This window comes from Nitrososphaera sp. (assembly GCF_036397675.1).
In the GTDB taxonomy this organism is placed as follows: domain Archaea; phylum Thermoproteota; class Nitrososphaeria; order Nitrososphaerales; family Nitrososphaeraceae; genus Nitrososphaera.
In genome coordinates this window covers 1-16077 of the sequence record NZ_DASWIL010000021.1, presented here as the reverse complement: position 1 = coordinate 16077, position 16077 = coordinate 1, and the positions used below count along the sequence as shown (strand labels likewise).

Sequence of the window (16077 nt, the reverse complement as noted above, 5' to 3'; positions counted from 1 at the left end):
TAGCAGCTTAATCCAAGAGCTTTCCTTGCCGTTTGATAGCCAGTTGATTTTCTGCGCACAGGTTTTATACCGAACATGACAAGCCACGCCCATGCTTTTGCCCGAGTCTTGCTCTGTAAAGGTGGACGGGGTCGAGTGCAGGCTGCCCCCTGCCCATGTCGTTTCCGTCCAGTCCAAAGACGGAGAGTACATGCTTGCAGTGGTATGCGACGACCACATAGCGGGGCTCAAAGGCAGGCTGCGCGTATTGCAAAAGGAAGGCAAGATGCCTCTAGGCAAGATACGCTTCCAGCCAGTCATTGCAGTCGTCACCGACTGCGTCACCGGCATTGAAGAAGACTATGTTGAAATAGAGCTAAAGCGCGGCGTCGACTCGGAACGAAAAGCCTAGGATTTTTCTTCTTCGTCATCGTCCTTGAGGGCCCAGGGGAACCACCGGCCAATTATCTTGCCCCAGTCTACCTTGAGTGAGTAGTATATCACCACGCCCATTATCGCCACGCTTGCCACCGTGAGTATCACGAGAGTGGCTGTGTCCTGCGTGTTTGTGACCACGTCCTCCACGAGAGGCCTGCCGAGGAAAATCGCGCTCCACACTATCACCTCGTTCATGGCGACCTTGCCAGCAAACGTCGCTGTCACAAACTTCCAGGGGCTGTACTTGGCAAGCCCGAGCGGTATATAGACGACATCGTCGGGGACCGGAGTTGCGGCCGCTACGAACGCGCCTGGCCAGCCGTACCTGCTGACCAGCCTTTGCAGCGGCAGCATGCGCTTTCTCGTCTTGGTGCTGAGCAGGCTCCGGCCATAGTAGCTTGCGAAAAAGATTATCGTCTTTGCAATGACGGCGCCGGCCGCGCTTGAAACAGCCAACACGTGCGGGTCAAGCTTGCCGCTGAGGGCCGCCGCGAGTAGCACGGGGACGTATGGAACCGGAATGAAGACGATGATGCTCCCCACAAAGCTGATGAGGAGGATGCCAAGGTACCCAAGCTCGTTGCTGAACGGGAAAAGGTCCCCGAGGCTGACCAACCTGACTAGGTCAAAGCCTTTCCTTTATTAGTATGCTCTTCCAAAAAGGGCCAGTTTTTTCGCCGGCTGGCCGCAGTAGACGCATTTTTTCGGCATGCCTGCCTGGTCAAACGGCATAACCCGGATGTCTGCGCCCGTTTCCTCTTTTATCTTCAGCTCGCATTCCTGCGCGCTGCACCATCCTGCAGTCGCAAAGCCGCCCCTGCCGTCCATCGTGGCCTTCAATTCCTCGTATGTCGTAGGCTTGCTCATGAACCCGTCAAGCATCGCCTTTGCGCGCTCGTAGAGGCTTTTCTGAATGCTCTCAAGCAGGTTGTTTGCGACTTCGACCAGTTTTGCCCTGTCATGCTGGACCTTTTCGCGGCTGTCCCGTCTCACGAACTCGACTCCGTCCTTTTCGATGTCGCGTGCGCCTATGTTGACGCGAAGCGGCACGCCCTTCATCTCCCACTCGTTGAACTTCCAACCGGACGTGTACTCGTCCCTGTCGTCGACGTGCGCCCTGATGCCTGCCTGGTTCAGCTCTTGCGTTATTTCTGCGGCCCTGCCCTTGACAAGGGCTGCATCCTTGTCCTTGTGTATCGGCACAACGACTACCTGGATGGGCGCGACCTTTGGCGGAATTATCAGTCCCTTGTCGTCGCCGTGCACCATTATCAGCGCGCCAATAAGCCTCCACGAGACGCCCCACGACGTCTGCCAGGCAAAGTGCTCTTTCGTGTCCTTGCCCACGTACTTTATCTCAAATGGCTTTGAAAAGTTTTGCCCTAGGTGGTGCGACGTGCCCATCTGCAGTGCTTTTCCGTCTGCCATCATGCCCTCAAGCGTAGTCGTATAATTTGCTCCGACAAACTTTTCCTTGTCGCTCTTAAAGCCCCCGACTGCAGGCACCGCTAGGTATTCCTCTATTAATTGCCGGTAAATTCCAAGTATCGTCATGACTTCCTGCTCGGCCTCTTCCGCCGTCGCGTGCACGGTGTGGCCTTCCTGCCAGAGGAATTCAGACGTCCGCACAAAGGGCTTGGTCGCCTTTATCTCGGCACGAAGAGCGCTGTTCCAAAAGTTGATCTTTAGCGGCAGGTCGCGGTAGCTTGATATCCACTTAGCAAAAATCGAATATGCCAGGGTCTCCGACGTCGGGCGCAGCGCCAGCTTTTCGCCGATATCGTTGTCGCCGGCCTTTGTGACCCAGAACACTTCAGGCGTAAAGCCGGCGAAATGATCCTCTTCCTTTGAGAGCAGGCTCTCCGGTATCAGGACCGGCAAAAAGCCGTTCTGGTGGCCAGTCTCCTTGAATCGCCTGTCAAGCAAGTCGCGGATTGACTCCCAAATGGCGTAGCCGTAGGGCCGAAGCACGATGAACCCTTTTACCGGCGCATAGTCAGCAAGGCCGGCCTTGAGCACCACCTGGGTGTACCACTCGCTAAAGTCCTCGCTTTTCTTGACAGTTATGCCGACTGCTTCCTTTGGAGGGGAGCTCAATCACCAGCAAACAACTGCGGAGGGTTTATGAAGTTTTGCGCTAGAGCGGCTCGCCTTTGCAGTATACCTGTCCGGTTACCCGGCTGTGGAAATTCTTGCAGACGTAGCACTGCACAAAAGCGATCTCTTGATTGAGCACGGGGCAGTCAACCGCCTCCTGCTTCATGCGCTTGAGCATCTTGGGGCTCACGCCTTTCAGTTTCAGCTTGCCCTTGTCGTCCATCATCCCCACGCCCTGCAACTCCTTTTTTGCCTGGTCCGTGAGTTTCGGCGCCTTTTCGACCGGCTTTATCGTTACGAGATGCTTGATGCCTTCAGGGAGAGCGTCGCTCATTGGCATGGCTTCGTTCTGGAACTATATGACCCTTTGCGTCAGAAATCAGTTATCCTTGTCTGCGACTTGAGCGACCTGCACAGCTGGCTGCGCCGGGCGATTTCAGCTCTTGACTGCGACATGGTCGAGCATGCAAACGCAAGGGCATTGTCTAGCGCGTCAAAGTTTGCCGGCTGCTTCTTGAGCGCCTCCCGCACGCCCTCCCTTATCTGCCACACGCCGACAGGCATCACGTACTCCGGATGTATTTCCCGCAGCACCAGCGCCGCGGCCTTTCTGCCCCTGCGCGACAGGTGCTCTGCGACGGCAAGCCTTGCTGCAAAGTACGCGCCGGCAATCGAAGGGTAGTGGTCAAGCACCCTTGCATCTTCGAAATCAGCGCCAACCGCCATTTTCCCGTCGCCGGCGTACCATGACTCTATCATCTCAAAGCTCCACAAGCTGTCAGGTATCAAGATGACTGAATAGTAGTTGCCAAGGTGCGAAAACTGCCTAACTTCAAAGAGGGTTATCTCGACGTTTGTCTCGTTCTGCTTGACGAGCCTGCTTGAAATCATATCGTCGGTTGCAGTTATGCTCCAGCGCGTGGGCACCAGCTTGCGGTTCTTTTTCATGCCAAGCATGCCTACCGACAGCACGCGGTGTATCCTGCTTACCTCGACGCCTTTTTCGTAAAGCTCCATGACGGCGTCTGCGGCCTTTAGGTCGCTGTCGTAGAACGCGGTCTCGATCTTTTGGTCCGCAGACAGCGACGAGGTCTTGAACGTCTTGATGGGCGCTGCAGGCCCAAAGGGAGCGGCCTCGCTGTTCAGCCTCAATTCGCGGGCAAGGTCGGTGTCTGCAAGCGGGCGTTTTTCAAACGTGGCTTCGCTTTCCGCAGGTTTTTCAGACATGGCAAGCTCCTGCAGCTGCTCAATGTAGCGGCCTTCTGTCTGCCCCACGCTCAGGCTTGCGACGCCGCGCACAAGCGACAGCCTGTAATTGGCTATCTCCTCCAGGGTCTTTCCGACCCACATCTCGCTCTTGTCGTAAACAGCCGTGTCGCCATGCAGCGGAGGTATCATCGGCCCGACCCGGACCTTTGGGTAACCGTACCTGCCGACGAACACTGAGGGAGGGCTTGCACCGTCAAGCGAATCCATAGATAGTTTGGCCGAGTTTGCCTTCAGAAACTCAAGCCAGTTCTGCTCCAGGCGGCGCTTTATCTCTGCCGGCGTCGACAACATACAAAGATGGCGCAGGTTGCTTATTTGCTTAAAGTTTATTATCAATAATCAACCGCAAGCATCCGATGACAGAGAATTTCCCGGAAAGGATGCTTTCGATAGTAAACGACGGCATGCTCTGCCTCATGACAGGCGTGGGGCACAAGGTCGGCCTTTTTGACGCCATGTCTAGGATGGAACCTGCAACAAGCCAAGAAATTTCAAAGGCCGCGAGACTCAACGAGCGCTACGTGCGCGAGTGGCTAGGCGGAATGGTGACTGGCAGGATAATAGAATATGACGCCGCGACTGGCAAGTACAGTCTGCCGCAAGAGCACGCAGCCGTACTGACCAGGATGGCAGGCATAGACAACCTTTCGGTTTTTGCGCAGTACGTTGCACTGATGGCAAACGTTGAGGAGAAGGTAGTAGAGTGCTTCCGCAAGGGCGGCGGAGTCCCGTACTCGGCATTCCCCAAGTTCCAAGAGCTCCAAGGAGAAGAAACAGCGCGCGTCTTTGACGCAAGGCTTGTCAACCAGATACTGCCGCTTTCGGGCATGGTCGGCTGCCTCAAAGATGGCGCAGATGTTCTTGACGTCGGCTGCGGCCAAGGGCACGCGATAAACCTGATGGCAAAGGCATTCCCGAAAAGCAGGTTCTACGGCTATGACATCTCAAGGGACGGGCTAAAAGCCGCGAGGGAGGAGGCAAAAAAGATGAAACTTGCAAATGCTCACTTCAAAATAGCCGACGCGGCCAAGCTGGAGGACCACAACAGGTTTTACCTGATAACCGCGTTTGACACGATACACGACCAGGCAAAGCCGGCAAGGGTGCTCAAAGGCATAGGCAGAGCAATTCGAAAGGACGGCGTGTTTCTGATGCAAGACATCGCGGCGTCAAGCAATCTGCACGAGAACATGAACAATCCGCTTGCGCCGACGCTCTACGCGATTTCGACCATGCACTGCATGACAGTCTCGCTTGCCTACGGAGGCGACGGCCTTGGCACGGTGTGGGGCCGTAAGAAGGCCATGGAGATGCTTGCGCAGGCAGGCTTTGGGCGGGTGGAAATAAAGAGCGTGGAAGGCGACATACTGAACTACTATTACGTCGCAAGGAAATAGTTGCGAATGATTTATAGCGTTATGCAAACCCACAAGCACTACCACGGGATATAGATGGATCCGGTAGACAAGGCAGTGCTCGCTTCTCTGTACGCAAGCACGCTAGAGCCCTTAGTTCCAGCGTATGAGCGGATGAAGTCTAGGCTTGCGGTGAGCAGGGAATTCTTTGACGAGAGGATTGTCAGGCTTGCAAGTATGGGCATGGTGGAAAAAACCGACCACTCAAAGCTGACTTTCATAGGGCGCGACGCGCTCAAAGTGGTGCTTGTAGGCGGAGTGTTTGATCTGATACACCCTGGCCACATCCACACGCTAATGGCTGCAAAGGCGGCGGGCGATTTTCTGGTGGTCGTAATCGCAAGGACTGCGACTGCGCAAAAGATCAAAAAGGACCGCAAGATCTACCACGACGAGAACCTGCGCAAAGAGCTGGTCGAGTCGTTAGGCTTTGTAGACCTTGCCATCATAGGCAGGGAAGGCACGCTCTATGACACTGTCGAGTACGTCAGGCCAAACGTTATAGCACTCGGCTACGACCAGGCGCACAGCGAAAAGGACGTTGCAGAAAACTGCAAGAAGCGCAACCTCGACGTGCAGGTGATAAGGCTCTCGACCCCGATACCGGGCTCCAAGAGCTCCAAGATGAAAGAGGAGCTTGGCGACAGCATCTACGGCATCTGAACGTGCACCCGGACTTTTGCCCTGTCGCCTAGCTTTATTCCAGCAGAGTCTTTTATCGACACCGGCGCGATTACTTCAAGCATGCTGTCGTCATAGTGCGTGCGCTCCAGGACAAGGGCCGCCGCATTTTGTACGCCGTCAATCGTTGCGCGGTAGCACTTGACCCAGCCGTACGTCCTTGTGCCGTCGCTAAAGCCGTCAATGAATATCGAAGGGTGGCTGCCAAGCTCGCGCCGTGCAGTCATGTAAAGCGGGTCGACGAGCCTGATATTGAGCGTACCCGGGTACGGCTCGTAACCCAGCTTTTCCTTGAACTGTTTTTTGTAGCCTTCAAGCGACATGTAGTATGCGCCCTCGCCCATCCCTGATACGACGGTTCCCTCAAAGTCTATAGCGGCAGGCGCGGACTCGAGCGCAGACTTTAACGATGTAAAAAGGCTCTGGATTTCAGAGTACCCCTTGTCAGTCACGCGCACGCCAAACTTTTGGCCCCGCCGGACGCGCTCGATGTAGCCCGAGTTTTCCAGGTCGAGCAGGTGCTTTGACGCCGCCTGCTGCGACCTGCTGATGTTCTTGCCAAGGTCCCCTGTTGTTACTTCTACAAAGTTGTGGCGCGCCCCCTTGGCCAGGAGCTGCACCAGGGTCAGTATGTGCTGAAGTCTTATTTCCGGCATTTAATTCGTGATGCCCACGTCGCCGAAAGTCCTGACCTTTATCTCGGCGGCCTTGGTCACGCCGGTCGTCCTGTGGCCCACGATGTACTCGATGCCGGCCTTGTCCGCCGCATCGACCAGTCGTTGGGTGACGATGCCGTCTATGACCAGGTACTTGGCGCCTTCCGCCGAGTCGAGCCTCTTGATTACCTCAGATACCGGAACTTTCAGCAGTTGCTTCATCGAGCCGTCGAGGATGATTGCCTCGAGCGTCTCGTTTATTTGCGGGTACACATCGCGGATGGCTGTAAGCACTTCTGGCGCGTCGTTTGCCGCTGCAGCGGATGGCAGGCCTGGCGTCACGGAAGCCTGTTCCGGCTCTGGAGCCGGTACGTACTCCTCGCGTGGCCTGTCGTAGTCGCTCCTCTCGCGGTCGCGGTACCTGCCTCCTCCGCGGTAGTTCCTGTCGCGGTCGCCGTATCCGCCACGGTCGCGGTACCTGCCTCCTCCGCGGCCCCTCTCCCTGTAGCGGTCGTCGCCGTCCCGGCGCTCATTCCTGTGTTCTTCCTGCGCTGGAGGCTCCGCTCTTGGCTGCGGGACTTCTGAATACGCGTCTCTTAGTATCTCCGTAATCTCAAGCGGCGTGCACTCTTCTACCTCCCTGCCTGCCGGCGCGCGAAGCACCTTGTCTACCTTGACGACTCCGACAAGCTCCTTGAGGATGAGGTCGCCAGCCCTGTCGCCGTCAAGGAAGGCAATGACCTTCTTGCCCTCCGTCAGCTTCACGACCGTCTCGTCTATCCTTGCGCCTTCGATTGCAATAGAGTTGTCGTAGCCGGCACGGAGCAGGTTGATGACGTCCGCCCTGCCTTCCACGAGTATTATCCACTCTGAATCAAAAACTCCGGTTCCGCACGCAAGCTGGGCCTTGCCGTATGAGGTCAGTTTCCCGGGCTTGCTTGCATCGTAGACATCTTTTAACATCTCCTCACCCTCAGAGATGGTCTTGGTGGCCCAGTCCTGGACTATTTTCTTGGCCCTGTCCACTATGACCTTCTTCTTGATTGCGCGGATGTCGTCGATGCCAACGAGCTGGAACTTGGCCTGGAACGGCCCCACCTTGTCGATGCTCTCGATGGCTGCCGCTATCAGCGCGGCCGTCGAGATGTCGGTGCTCATGGGTATCAGGGCGTCACCCTTGGCCACGTTGCCCTTCGTCTCGACGTTCACCTCTATTCGTCCAACCTTTGACACTTTCTGCAACTCGTTGAGGTTCATCTCTGGTCCAAGCAGGCCTTCGGTCTGTCCAAAAATCGCACCGATTATGTCGGCCTTCTCGACCAAACCATCAACTTCAAACTTTAGCTTAACATGATACTTTACGATTCCTGTGCTAGGCAATTTTTCTTCAATACCTCGTTAGTGGTTTGTTCGTTACTGGCTGAAATTCAGCCTTGCTTGGATATAAGTGCTTTTATGTATAGAAATAGAGATCCTTGCGGCTTCCCGTGATGCCGGACATCTGGGGCGCAAATATGGTCAGATCTTCGACGTGCCTCACCTTGCCATTTGTTATCTTTGCCAGCGCGTGCTTGTAGAAGAGCGTGACATTTTTCCTCCGTGTCTGCAGCTGCGAGACGAGCTTGCTTGTGAGGTACTTGCCGGTCCTGTCCATGTCCAAAAGAAGGATTATCTTCTTTCCGGTGTGGCCGTGGGTGTCGACAAAGTCTGCAATGCCCTTGAAGTTGTGGAATATTGCAGGGTTCCCGGTAAATCCTATGCGGAAAAGCGCCTCGGCGTCACGTCTGCCTTCGACCACGACGACGGAGCCCTTTTCGGATTCCTCGTTCAGCTGGCCAACAAAGCTCCTCATCTTTTCCAGTACCAGTTCGTCTGAGGCGGGGTAGCCCATCGGCAGCTGTATCTTGAGCTTAGAGCGATTTAACACTTTTGCCGGCGAATAAATACCGCCCGTACAGACTTGATTCGATTGAAAAAGGTCCTGTCGGTGCAGAACATCGCCTGCGAAACGCTGGGGACGCTTGAGCGGCTGTTAAAAGCCGACAGCTTTGAAATCGAAAAGAAAAGGGCGCAGGATTTGGAATCGGCAAACTCTGCCGGCTACTCTGCAATCGTCATCCTTGGTGGCCCGATGGCAGTCTACGACGACCTCCACTATCTGCAAAAAGAGAAAGAGCTCGTGTGCGACGCCATCAGAAACGACATCCCGGTTCTGGGCATATGCCTCGGCTCCCAGCTGATAGCGCAAGCGGTAGGCGGGCGCGTATTCAAAGGCTCGAAGAAAGAGATCGGCTGGTTCGATGTCTCGTTCTCTGACGAGGGCAGAAAAGGCCTCTTTGCAGGCCTTGAAACGCAGATGAAGGTGTTCCAATGGCACGGCGACACGTACGAGCTCCCAAAGGAGGCAACGGTGCTTGCGTACAGCGACCTCTACCCGCAGGCCTTTCGGGTGGGAAGCGCCTACGGCATCCAGTTCCACCTTGAAGTCGACAAATCCATGATAGGGTCTTGGATTCAAGAGTACGGCGTAGAAGTAAGGGCGGAAAACCTTGACAAAAACGGCATAACGCCAAAGGCAGGCGAAGTTGAAAAACTTGCCGAAATGTGTCAGCTGATGTATAGAAACTTTGCACGGATGGTGAGGTAACTTTAAAAGAAGCTTGAGGGGCTTTTTTCAAGAACAGACATGGCCAGTCAAAAGGTCCAAAACATATTTGATGGCGTTTTCTCAACCAAGGAAAAAGTAATCACGGAAGAGTTGGCTAAGCAGGTCTTGACTGAATATGGCGTCAAGGTGCCACCTTACGCGCTTGTCAAAAGCGAGGCTGATGCCGAAGCCAGGTCGAAGCAGATAGGCTTCCCGCTCGTCGCCAAGATAGTTTCGCCCCAGATCCTGCACAAAACTGACGTCAAGGGCGTCAAGGTGGGCCTGCAGAACGAGGCGCAGGTAAAAGAGGCTTTTGCAGACATGCACGGAAGGCTTTCCAGCCAGTACAGCGTCAAGGGAGTCCTGCTTGAAAAGATGGTACCGCAGGGCGCCGAACTTATCGTGGGCCTGCAGAACGACCCGCAGTTTGGCCCGATAATCATGGCCGGCATAGGCGGCATTTACACTGAAGTGTTCAAAGATGTCGCATTCAGGGTGCTCCCGATAACAAAGGAGGACGCCCTTTCCATGATCGAAGAACTGAAAGGCAAAAAGATACTCGAAGGCTTCCGCGGAGCTGCTCCGGTGGACAAGAACATGATAGCAGACGCGCTTGTCAGCATCGGCAACTTGGGCACCGACATGGCAACGTTCTACGAGAGCATCGACTTTAACCCAGTAATATTCTACGAGAAGAGCTACTACGTCGTTGACGCCAAGATAATCCTGCGCCAAAATGCCGATCCAAACGCGATTTCAAGGGCGCAACCCGACTCGTCGTTCATGGACCTGTTCTTCAATGCAAAGTCAATCGCTCTTATCGGCGCGTCGCCGGAAGCCGGCAAGGTCGGAAATTCCGTATTGGAGAGCATGGTCAAGCACGACTACAAGGGCAAAGTCTACCCTGTAAACGCAAAAGGGTATCCGGAGATAATGGGCATCAAGGCGTACAAGAGCCTTGATGACATTGCTGACCCTGTCGAGCTCGTCGTCGTCACGGTTGACTTGAAATTCGTGCCAGAGTTGTTAAAGTCGGCGGCAAAGAAGAACATCCACAACTTTGTCGTGATTTCCGGAGGCGGCAAGGAGCTTGGGGGCGAGCGCGCGGCCATAGAGGCGGAGGTCAAGCGCTTGTCGTCCGAATTGAAAATAAGGATAATCGGCCCGAACTGCATCGGCATGTTCAACGGAGCTAACAGACTCGACTGCGCGTTCCAAGGCCACGCAAGAATGCTTAGGCCAAAGAACGGCAACGTGGCGTTCCTATCGCAGTCGGGTACCGTTGGCATCGCGTTCATGGAAAGCTCGGACGTCTTCGGCATGTCCAAGATGATCTCGTACGGCAACAGGTCAGACGTGGACGAGGCCGACATGATATGGTACTTGTCAGAGGACCCCAACACCAAGGTGATAGGCCTCTACGTCGAAGGCCTTGGAGACGGACGCAAGTTCATGAACACCGCCAGGAAGGTCATCAAAGAGCGCAAGAAGCCGATAGTCATGTTCAAGAACGGCAGGTCCGCAAGGGGTGCCAAGCAGGCCGCGTCGCACACTGGCTCGCTGGGCGGCTCGTTTGGCGTCGTCAAGGGTGCAATGGAGCAGGCAGGCATCATTTCAGTCGACTCGTATGAGGAGCTGACGGCGTCGCTCAAGGCGCTTGACTGGCAGCCGGCCCCCAAGGGCAACAGGGTGGCGCTTGTTACAAACGGCGCGGGCCCCATCATAGCTGCGATAGACAACTTTGAGCGCCTCGGCCTCCAGGTCGCAGAGCTTTCAGAGCAGACGAAGAAGGCGTTCAAGGAGCACTACCCAGCGACCTACGTCATCGGCAACCCGTGCGACATCACAGGGTCCGCAAACGCGGACGACTATAGGTTTGCGATACAGGCGTTCATGGACGACCCCAACATAGACATCATCATGCCTTGGTTCGTTTTCCAGGACGATCCGCTCGAAGAGACCATCGTTGACGTGCTGGCGTCGTTCCAGAAGCAGGCCAAAAAGCCGGTGCTCATCGGCGCGATGGGAGGCCCATTCACCGAGTACATCTCAAAGCGCATAGAGGCTGCAAATGTGCCGGTCTACCGCTCTGTCACAGAGTGGGCGACTGCGGCCGCCTCGCTCGCCAAGTGGACCAGGGTGTCGGGACAGGCCAGGTAAGGCCCCCTTCTTTTTACTTTAAATTAGCAACTGCTCCACCCTGCACCGTTGTCAAATCCTGCGCTTGAAACTAGGCGCGCGTTTGGCGTGCTTTTTGTCGGAGTCGCCGTGGCAGTGTTTGCGGGAGCAGTAATGTCTGAACTTGCCTTTCTAAATAGCGCGCCCGTTTATTATTACGCAGTAATATGGCTTGGGAGTTTCGGCGCCACATTTGGGGCCGCGTGGCCCCAGTTCAAAAAATCATTGCCAGCGATACGCGGTAGGATGAAAAACAGCGGGCACTGGTCACAAGGCGCAAAGGCACTAAACGCGGTCTGCTGGGCCGGCCCGTTTGCAAGCATCGCCGCGTTCCCTGCGCTTTACCAGTACCTCATACTGCTCGGCATAGGGCTTGGCAACCTGGCAACGTACGTGATGATGAAAAAGTACAGCGGGCCTGACAACCGCGAGCAGCTAATAGTCGCTGCCGTATCGCTTGCCGCGCTCCCCGCCGCCCTAGCGATAGACACGTCGATTTTTGCAGAGCAGCAGGACGTCGCGGTCATGCTGTCAAGGATGCTCATAGCTCTTGCGTATGGGGCAGGCGGCGCGTACGCTATTGCGGCAAGAGGTTAGGCGGGCCCGGTGGGCTTCGATCCCACGACTTCCGGCTGTCTTCAACAGAATTTAGAAGGCAGGCGCTCTATCCATGCTGAGCTACGAGCCCGCAGCCAACGCTGGCATGAAATGGCGGGGCAATTCCTTTATAAAATGTTTTTTAGGGTCAGCGTGCATTGCAAATTTGATATTTGATATTATCACCCAGCCTAACATCAGTGCAATTCTGCAATTGTGGAAGGTGTGGGTTTTACAGGCCATAGTATAAATATTACATAAACCATCCCGATATTATGCATTTTCTCTATGGAGAAACTATAATAGTTTGCCAGTGGACTCATAGGTTAGTCAATAATAGAAGGTATTAGCTATGCAAGATAACAACGATAACCCGCCTGCCGGCGTGACGCCGGAGCAAGCTACCAAGATGTTAGACGCCTGGACGGAAGTTCTGAAACTCCCCACGATAGGACCGATGTACGCCTTTTCCAAGGATTTTGCTTCTTACGCCGATGAGTTTGCAAGACTGGGCAAGATAATGGCAGAGATGAAGGGCCACCTTGACGTCTACTGGGGGCTCGTCAGCACGGCATACGCCAAGGCGGCAAAGGACACCGCGGAAAAGTCGCCAAAGCAGTTTGCAACAAAGGAGGACTTTGACGGTTATCGCAAGGCTATAATAGAGTCTTTCGAGGACGCGTTCACCGGCCTCTTTGCTTCGGCCGAGTTCTCCTCAGTCTACGGCAAAGTGTTCAGCAGCCAGATGGACATGTCAAAGGCTATGCAGACCATCACAGAAAAAAACTTCAAGGCGCTGAACCTGCCGACCCGAAGCGAGGTTGACGAGATATTGAAGGACATGCACGAACTGAAAAGGGCGGTCAGGGATTTGAAAAAGGGCATGGAGGCTCTAATGAATGACGCAGCAAGAGTTTAAGCCAGAAAAATCAGAGCAGCCCGCTTCGCCGGTTGAAAATAAAGAGAAGAAACCCGCGGAAGGTCTAGCGCGCGACTTGGAGGAGAACTACCGCAAGCTGGAAAAGACCCGTTCCGTGCTCCACACGGCCGGCAAGGTCGAAGTCGGGCAGACACCCCACGAGATACTTGCAGAGACAAGGGCGTACAGGCTCTTGCACTACCAGCCGCTTGCAGGCAAGACTGCCCGGACGCCGATCCTAACGGTTTACGCGCTGATAAACAAGTCCTACGTGCTCGACCTGCAGCCGGACAAGAGCTGGATACGTAGCCTTCTGCAGCAGGGCTTTGATGTCTACCTGATAGATTGGAAGGACCCGACGAGCGTAGACAAGTACGTCTCGTTTGACGACTATGTCAACTCCTACATCGACGACTGTGTAGACATGGTGCTCAAGAAGAACAAGGTTGACAAGCTGACGCTGCATGGCTACTGCATGGGCGCAAGCATGTCCATCATGTACACCGCGCTGCACCAGGAAAAGGTGCGCAACCTAGCAGTTATCGCGCCTGTCATCGACACCGAGCGCGACTCAACGGTAATCGGCAACATGGCCAAGAACATGGATGTCATGAAAATGCGCGACACGGTCGGCAATCTGCCGCCCGAACAATTGTATGCCTGCTATTCTGCGCTAAAGCCGTTCAAGCAGGGAGTCGCCAAATACTTCAACCTCGTCCAGAATATCGACAACGAGTCGTTTGTCGGCAACTTTTTGCGTATTGAAAAGTGGCTCTACGACACGCCGCAGATAGCAGGCGAGACTTTTAGGCAGTGGATAGCCGACATTTACCAGAAGAACCTGCTTGCGAAAAACGAATTCATGCTGGGTGACCTTGTGGTGGATCTGTCAAAGATAACGGTCCCGCTGCTCAACCTGGTCGCCGACGAGGACCACTTGGTGTCGCCGGATTGCAGCACCCCCCTCAACGACATGGTCTCAAGCCAAGATAAGAGGCTGATGAGGTTCCACACCGGCCACGTCGGGTTGATTGCGAGCTCGTACTCGCAAAACAATGTCCTGCCAAAGGTCGGCCAATGGCTAAAAGCGCGCTCTGACTGACAGCCTGTTTTTGTGCGATGATACATAGAGATAACTACCGCCCAATGCGGTCTGAGAAAAGGCAAGGCGTGTGCCAGTTTTTTCGGCGAGCAGTTTGACAGCGCCGAGATGCTTGCCACGCACGTGCAGCGGGAGCATCTGAACAAAAGCGACGAGGACTAGAGAACCAAGTTTTCCAGTTCGGGCATCGTATATACCACAACTACTTCCGAGAGCATGAAGGGTTAGCAGGCAAGACACCGGCTGAAGCCGCAGGAATAGACCTCAGCCTTGGGCATGACAAGATAATAGACCTGATAGCGAAAGGTGCAGAGGTCAAGAGCAACTTTGCCGTTCAACTAGGAAAAAGGATAGAGAAGGTCAACATATCAAACGAAAAGGACTGCATCAAGGTGTACTGCAAGGGATGGGTGGAAAAGCAGACTTGGCGTGAGATAAACGACATTCTCAGGATAAATCAAGTTGGATGGCTTTCCAATGGCAAAGATAGTTGCTGGATTAGAATGAACTAACGGAATCTTTCGGTCATCGCGTTGCTAAAATACGATGCCGACTATAGGATGTGACCGTAGATTGAACCTACTCAGCGTAGCCTGTCTATTCCTTGCAGTAATCATGCTAGCGTTTGCTATTAGATATCTAGTCTTCTTAATTGTGGCAAGACGAGTAATTTCAACGGTCAACGCACCCAGATTACTTTCAAAAGACCTGTCTAAACCGTATCTTAGCAGTTTCTCATTCGACGATAAACCACATGATAGTCAGATGCGGCGAAGACCCCTGGCGAAAAAACCATTCATCTCTATACTTGTGGCATCCTACAATGAAATTAATGTTATTGATAGACTGATGAAGTCATTCTCAGCGCTGACATATGGATTTGAAAATTTCCAAGTTATCGTGGTGGACGATTCAGACGATAGGACACTTGACAAGTTACAAAAGTGGCAAGAGGACATACCAAACATGAAGGTATTACATAGAAACTCACGGAAAGGATGGGAGGGAGGGGCACTCAACTTGGCAATCCACGAGATGGATAGGCGAAGTGCATACGCACTGGTAGTGGATGCAGATCACATAGTTGATAAGGACTTGCTGGAGAAATTTGTACAATACTTTGCTAAGGACGAAAAGTTGGCTGCGGTACAAGGCTCTCCCATTCCATCGATAGGTGCACAGAGCGGTTGGGTTTATCGCGGAATCTGCTTCAGACTAGCACGAAGGAATATGATAGAGTTTGTTGCAAAAGAGGAGATGGAACTTCCACTTCAGATAACGGGTAGCCTCTTCATGATACGTGCAGACGTATTGCGAAGGACTGGATTTTCCCACGACCTTACTGAAGACTGGGATCTTACCCTTGCGCTTCACCTCCAAGATCATGGATTAAGTTACAAAAGGATCCTTTTCCACCCTTCCCTAGTTGCCTACTGCGAAGCTCCTTCAAGATTATATACATACTTTAGACAAAGATCGCGGATAAGTGAAGGACACACTCGTGGTTTTAAGAAAAGATTTTCAAACATCCTAAAAGGCCCGTTATCAATCAAAGAAAAGATAGAGCTCTTCTTTACAGGGATGCAGTATGCAAAATTCCTACTGATTCTGGCTTTATTGGTGGTAACTTGCGCAAGGTTATTCACTGATGATATTATACCTATAGGGTCAACTTTATTCTTTGCCACCTCGCTTGTGATCCAAGCAGTTGCTCTTTCGATTTACGTGGGAAACAACATAGTATCAATCTACGTGCTTGGTAGCCAGAATTTCAATTACAAAGATATGCTGTTCCTCGTTGTCCTCAACGTGTGTACCTTTTCAGCCTTTGTGGTTGGTTCACTACGCGGATTGTTGAGACAAAAGGGTACGTTTTTCAAGACCGAAAGAAGTGGAAAGTAGCTGAAAACGAGTCATCACCCTAATTCACCACTCCATGACCCAAAATCAACAGGCAGTCAGTTTCACCCGAATTTTCACCAGTGTCCTCACACAGGGTTTAAATTACAAATCAGCAGCTAGTTAGGCTTGCCTAACATTTATGCAGGCTTTAAGAAGGATACGGGTTGGCATCGACGTAGGGGGGACGTTCACCAAGG

16 protein-coding genes are annotated in these 16077 nt (G+C 53.6%); 9 read left to right on the top strand and 7 right to left on the bottom strand.

All coding sequences use genetic code 11. The annotated features are described in order from the left end of the window. Window positions 1-91 precede the first annotated feature (91 nt). On the top strand, window positions 92-391 hold the full coding sequence (locus VGA14_RS04070) for a hypothetical protein (protein WP_331002470.1): 300 nt from the start codon (window positions 92-94) through the stop codon (window positions 389-391). Here VGA14_RS04070 and VGA14_RS04065 read toward each other — a convergent pair. Genes VGA14_RS04065 through VGA14_RS04050 form a run of 4 tightly spaced genes read right to left on the bottom strand, consistent with a single transcriptional unit; the run spans window position 388 to window position 4074 of the window. Further along, a complete protein-coding gene (locus VGA14_RS04065) occupies window positions 388-1032 on the bottom strand; it encodes a DedA family protein (protein ID WP_331002469.1) in 645 nt (214 codons plus the stop codon). The two genes, VGA14_RS04070 and VGA14_RS04065, sit on opposite strands and share 4 nt — an antisense overlap. Window positions 1033-1059: 27 nt before the next feature. Next, complete coding sequence (gene proS, locus VGA14_RS04060) at window positions 1060-2514, bottom strand: proline--tRNA ligase (protein WP_331002468.1); 1455 nt, start codon at window positions 2512-2514, stop codon at window positions 1060-1062. A 40-nt stretch (window positions 2515-2554) separates the two neighbouring features. Next, window positions 2555-2848 (bottom strand): hypothetical protein, encoded by a 294-nt coding sequence (locus VGA14_RS04055; RefSeq protein ID WP_331002467.1) that lies wholly within the window; start codon window positions 2846-2848, stop codon window positions 2555-2557. A 38-nt stretch (window positions 2849-2886) separates the two neighbouring features. After that, on the bottom strand, window positions 2887-4074 hold the full coding sequence (locus VGA14_RS04050) for a hypothetical protein (protein ID WP_331002466.1): 1188 nt from the start codon (window positions 4072-4074) through the stop codon (window positions 2887-2889). Window positions 4075-4139: 65 nt separating this feature from the next. On the opposite strand from VGA14_RS04050, the gene VGA14_RS04045 reads away from it, so the two are divergent. Together VGA14_RS04045 and VGA14_RS04040 are read left to right on the top strand one after the other, a co-directional pair. Further along, window positions 4140-5180: a class I SAM-dependent methyltransferase gene (locus tag VGA14_RS04045; RefSeq protein ID WP_331002465.1), complete on the top strand. Its 1041-nt coding sequence runs from the start codon at window positions 4140-4142 to the stop codon at window positions 5178-5180. 54 nt (window positions 5181-5234) lie between these two features. Next, on the top strand, window positions 5235-5861 hold the full coding sequence (locus VGA14_RS04040; protein ID WP_331002464.1) for an adenylyltransferase/cytidyltransferase family protein: 627 nt from the start codon (window positions 5235-5237) through the stop codon (window positions 5859-5861). On the opposite strand, the gene VGA14_RS04035 is transcribed toward VGA14_RS04040, so the two are convergent. From VGA14_RS04035 to VGA14_RS04025, 3 genes are all read right to left on the bottom strand, one after another. After that, window positions 5849-6535, bottom strand: coding sequence for a DUF120 domain-containing protein (locus tag VGA14_RS04035; RefSeq protein WP_331002463.1), 687 nt, complete (start codon window positions 6533-6535; stop codon window positions 5849-5851). The two genes, VGA14_RS04040 and VGA14_RS04035, sit on opposite strands and share 13 nt — an antisense overlap. Further along, the gene (gene dnaG / locus VGA14_RS04030; protein WP_331002462.1) at window positions 6536-7915 is read right to left on the bottom strand and encodes a DNA primase DnaG; all 1380 of its coding nucleotides are present in this window, start codon (window positions 7913-7915) and stop codon (window positions 6536-6538) included. 73 nt (window positions 7916-7988) lie between these two features. Then, window positions 7989-8426 (bottom strand): hypothetical protein, encoded by a 438-nt coding sequence (locus VGA14_RS04025; protein ID WP_331002461.1) that lies wholly within the window; start codon window positions 8424-8426, stop codon window positions 7989-7991. Between the two features lie 78 nt (window positions 8427-8504). On the opposite strand from VGA14_RS04025, the gene VGA14_RS04020 reads away from it, so the two are divergent. The 6 genes from VGA14_RS04020 (at window position 8505) to VGA14_RS03995 (ending at window position 15880) form a co-directional block, all read left to right on the top strand. Further along, entirely contained in the window at window positions 8505-9182 is a 678-nt protein-coding gene (locus tag VGA14_RS04020) for a type 1 glutamine amidotransferase (RefSeq protein WP_331002460.1), read from the top strand. A gap of 39 nt (window positions 9183-9221) precedes the next feature. Further along, window positions 9222-11342, top strand: coding sequence for a 3-hydroxypropionate--CoA ligase (locus VGA14_RS04015; RefSeq protein WP_331002459.1), 2121 nt, complete (start codon window positions 9222-9224; stop codon window positions 11340-11342). A 48-nt stretch (window positions 11343-11390) separates the two neighbouring features. After that, window positions 11391-11957, top strand: a complete 567-nt coding sequence (locus VGA14_RS04010; RefSeq protein WP_331002458.1) for a hypothetical protein — start codon at window positions 11391-11393, stop codon at window positions 11955-11957. Window positions 11958-12309: 352 nt separating this feature from the next. Then, complete coding sequence (locus VGA14_RS04005; RefSeq protein WP_331002457.1) at window positions 12310-12876, top strand: poly(R)-hydroxyalkanoic acid synthase subunit PhaE; 567 nt, start codon at window positions 12310-12312, stop codon at window positions 12874-12876. Then, the gene (gene phaC / locus VGA14_RS04000) at window positions 12857-13978 is read left to right on the top strand and encodes a class III poly(R)-hydroxyalkanoic acid synthase subunit PhaC (RefSeq protein ID WP_331002456.1); all 1122 of its coding nucleotides are present in this window, start codon (window positions 12857-12859) and stop codon (window positions 13976-13978) included. Before VGA14_RS04005 ends, phaC begins: the two co-directional genes overlap by 20 nt. Window positions 13979-14551: 573 nt before the next feature. After that, complete coding sequence (locus VGA14_RS03995; protein WP_331002455.1) at window positions 14552-15880, top strand: glycosyltransferase family 2 protein; 1329 nt, start codon at window positions 14552-14554, stop codon at window positions 15878-15880. Window positions 15881-16077: the final 197 nt, after the last annotated feature.

Bases quoted from the DNA above. Each gene is read 5' to 3' on its own strand.
- VGA14_RS04070 (WP_331002470.1), top strand. From the start codon at position 92: ATGCTTTTGCCCGAGTCTTGCTCTGTAAAGGTGGACGGGGTCGAGTGC.
- VGA14_RS04055 (WP_331002467.1), bottom strand. From the start codon at position 2,848: ATGAGCGACGCTCTCCCTGAAGGCATCAAGCATCTCGTAACGATAAAG.
- VGA14_RS04050 (WP_331002466.1), bottom strand. From the start codon at position 4,074: ATGTTGTCGACGCCGGCAGAGATAAAGCGCCGCCTGGAGCAGAACTGG.
- VGA14_RS04045 (WP_331002465.1), top strand. From the start codon at position 4,140: ATGACAGAGAATTTCCCGGAAAGGATGCTTTCGATAGTAAACGACGGC.
- VGA14_RS04040 (WP_331002464.1), top strand. From the start codon at position 5,235: ATGGATCCGGTAGACAAGGCAGTGCTCGCTTCTCTGTACGCAAGCACG.
- VGA14_RS04035 (WP_331002463.1), bottom strand. From the start codon at position 6,535: ATGCCGGAAATAAGACTTCAGCACATACTGACCCTGGTGCAGCTCCTG.
- VGA14_RS04025 (WP_331002461.1), bottom strand. From the start codon at position 8,426: ATGGGCTACCCCGCCTCAGACGAACTGGTACTGGAAAAGATGAGGAGC.
- VGA14_RS04015 (WP_331002459.1), top strand. From the start codon at position 9,222: ATGGCCAGTCAAAAGGTCCAAAACATATTTGATGGCGTTTTCTCAACC.
- VGA14_RS04005 (WP_331002457.1), top strand. From the start codon at position 12,310: ATGCAAGATAACAACGATAACCCGCCTGCCGGCGTGACGCCGGAGCAA.
- phaC (WP_331002456.1), top strand. From the start codon at position 12,857: ATGACGCAGCAAGAGTTTAAGCCAGAAAAATCAGAGCAGCCCGCTTCG.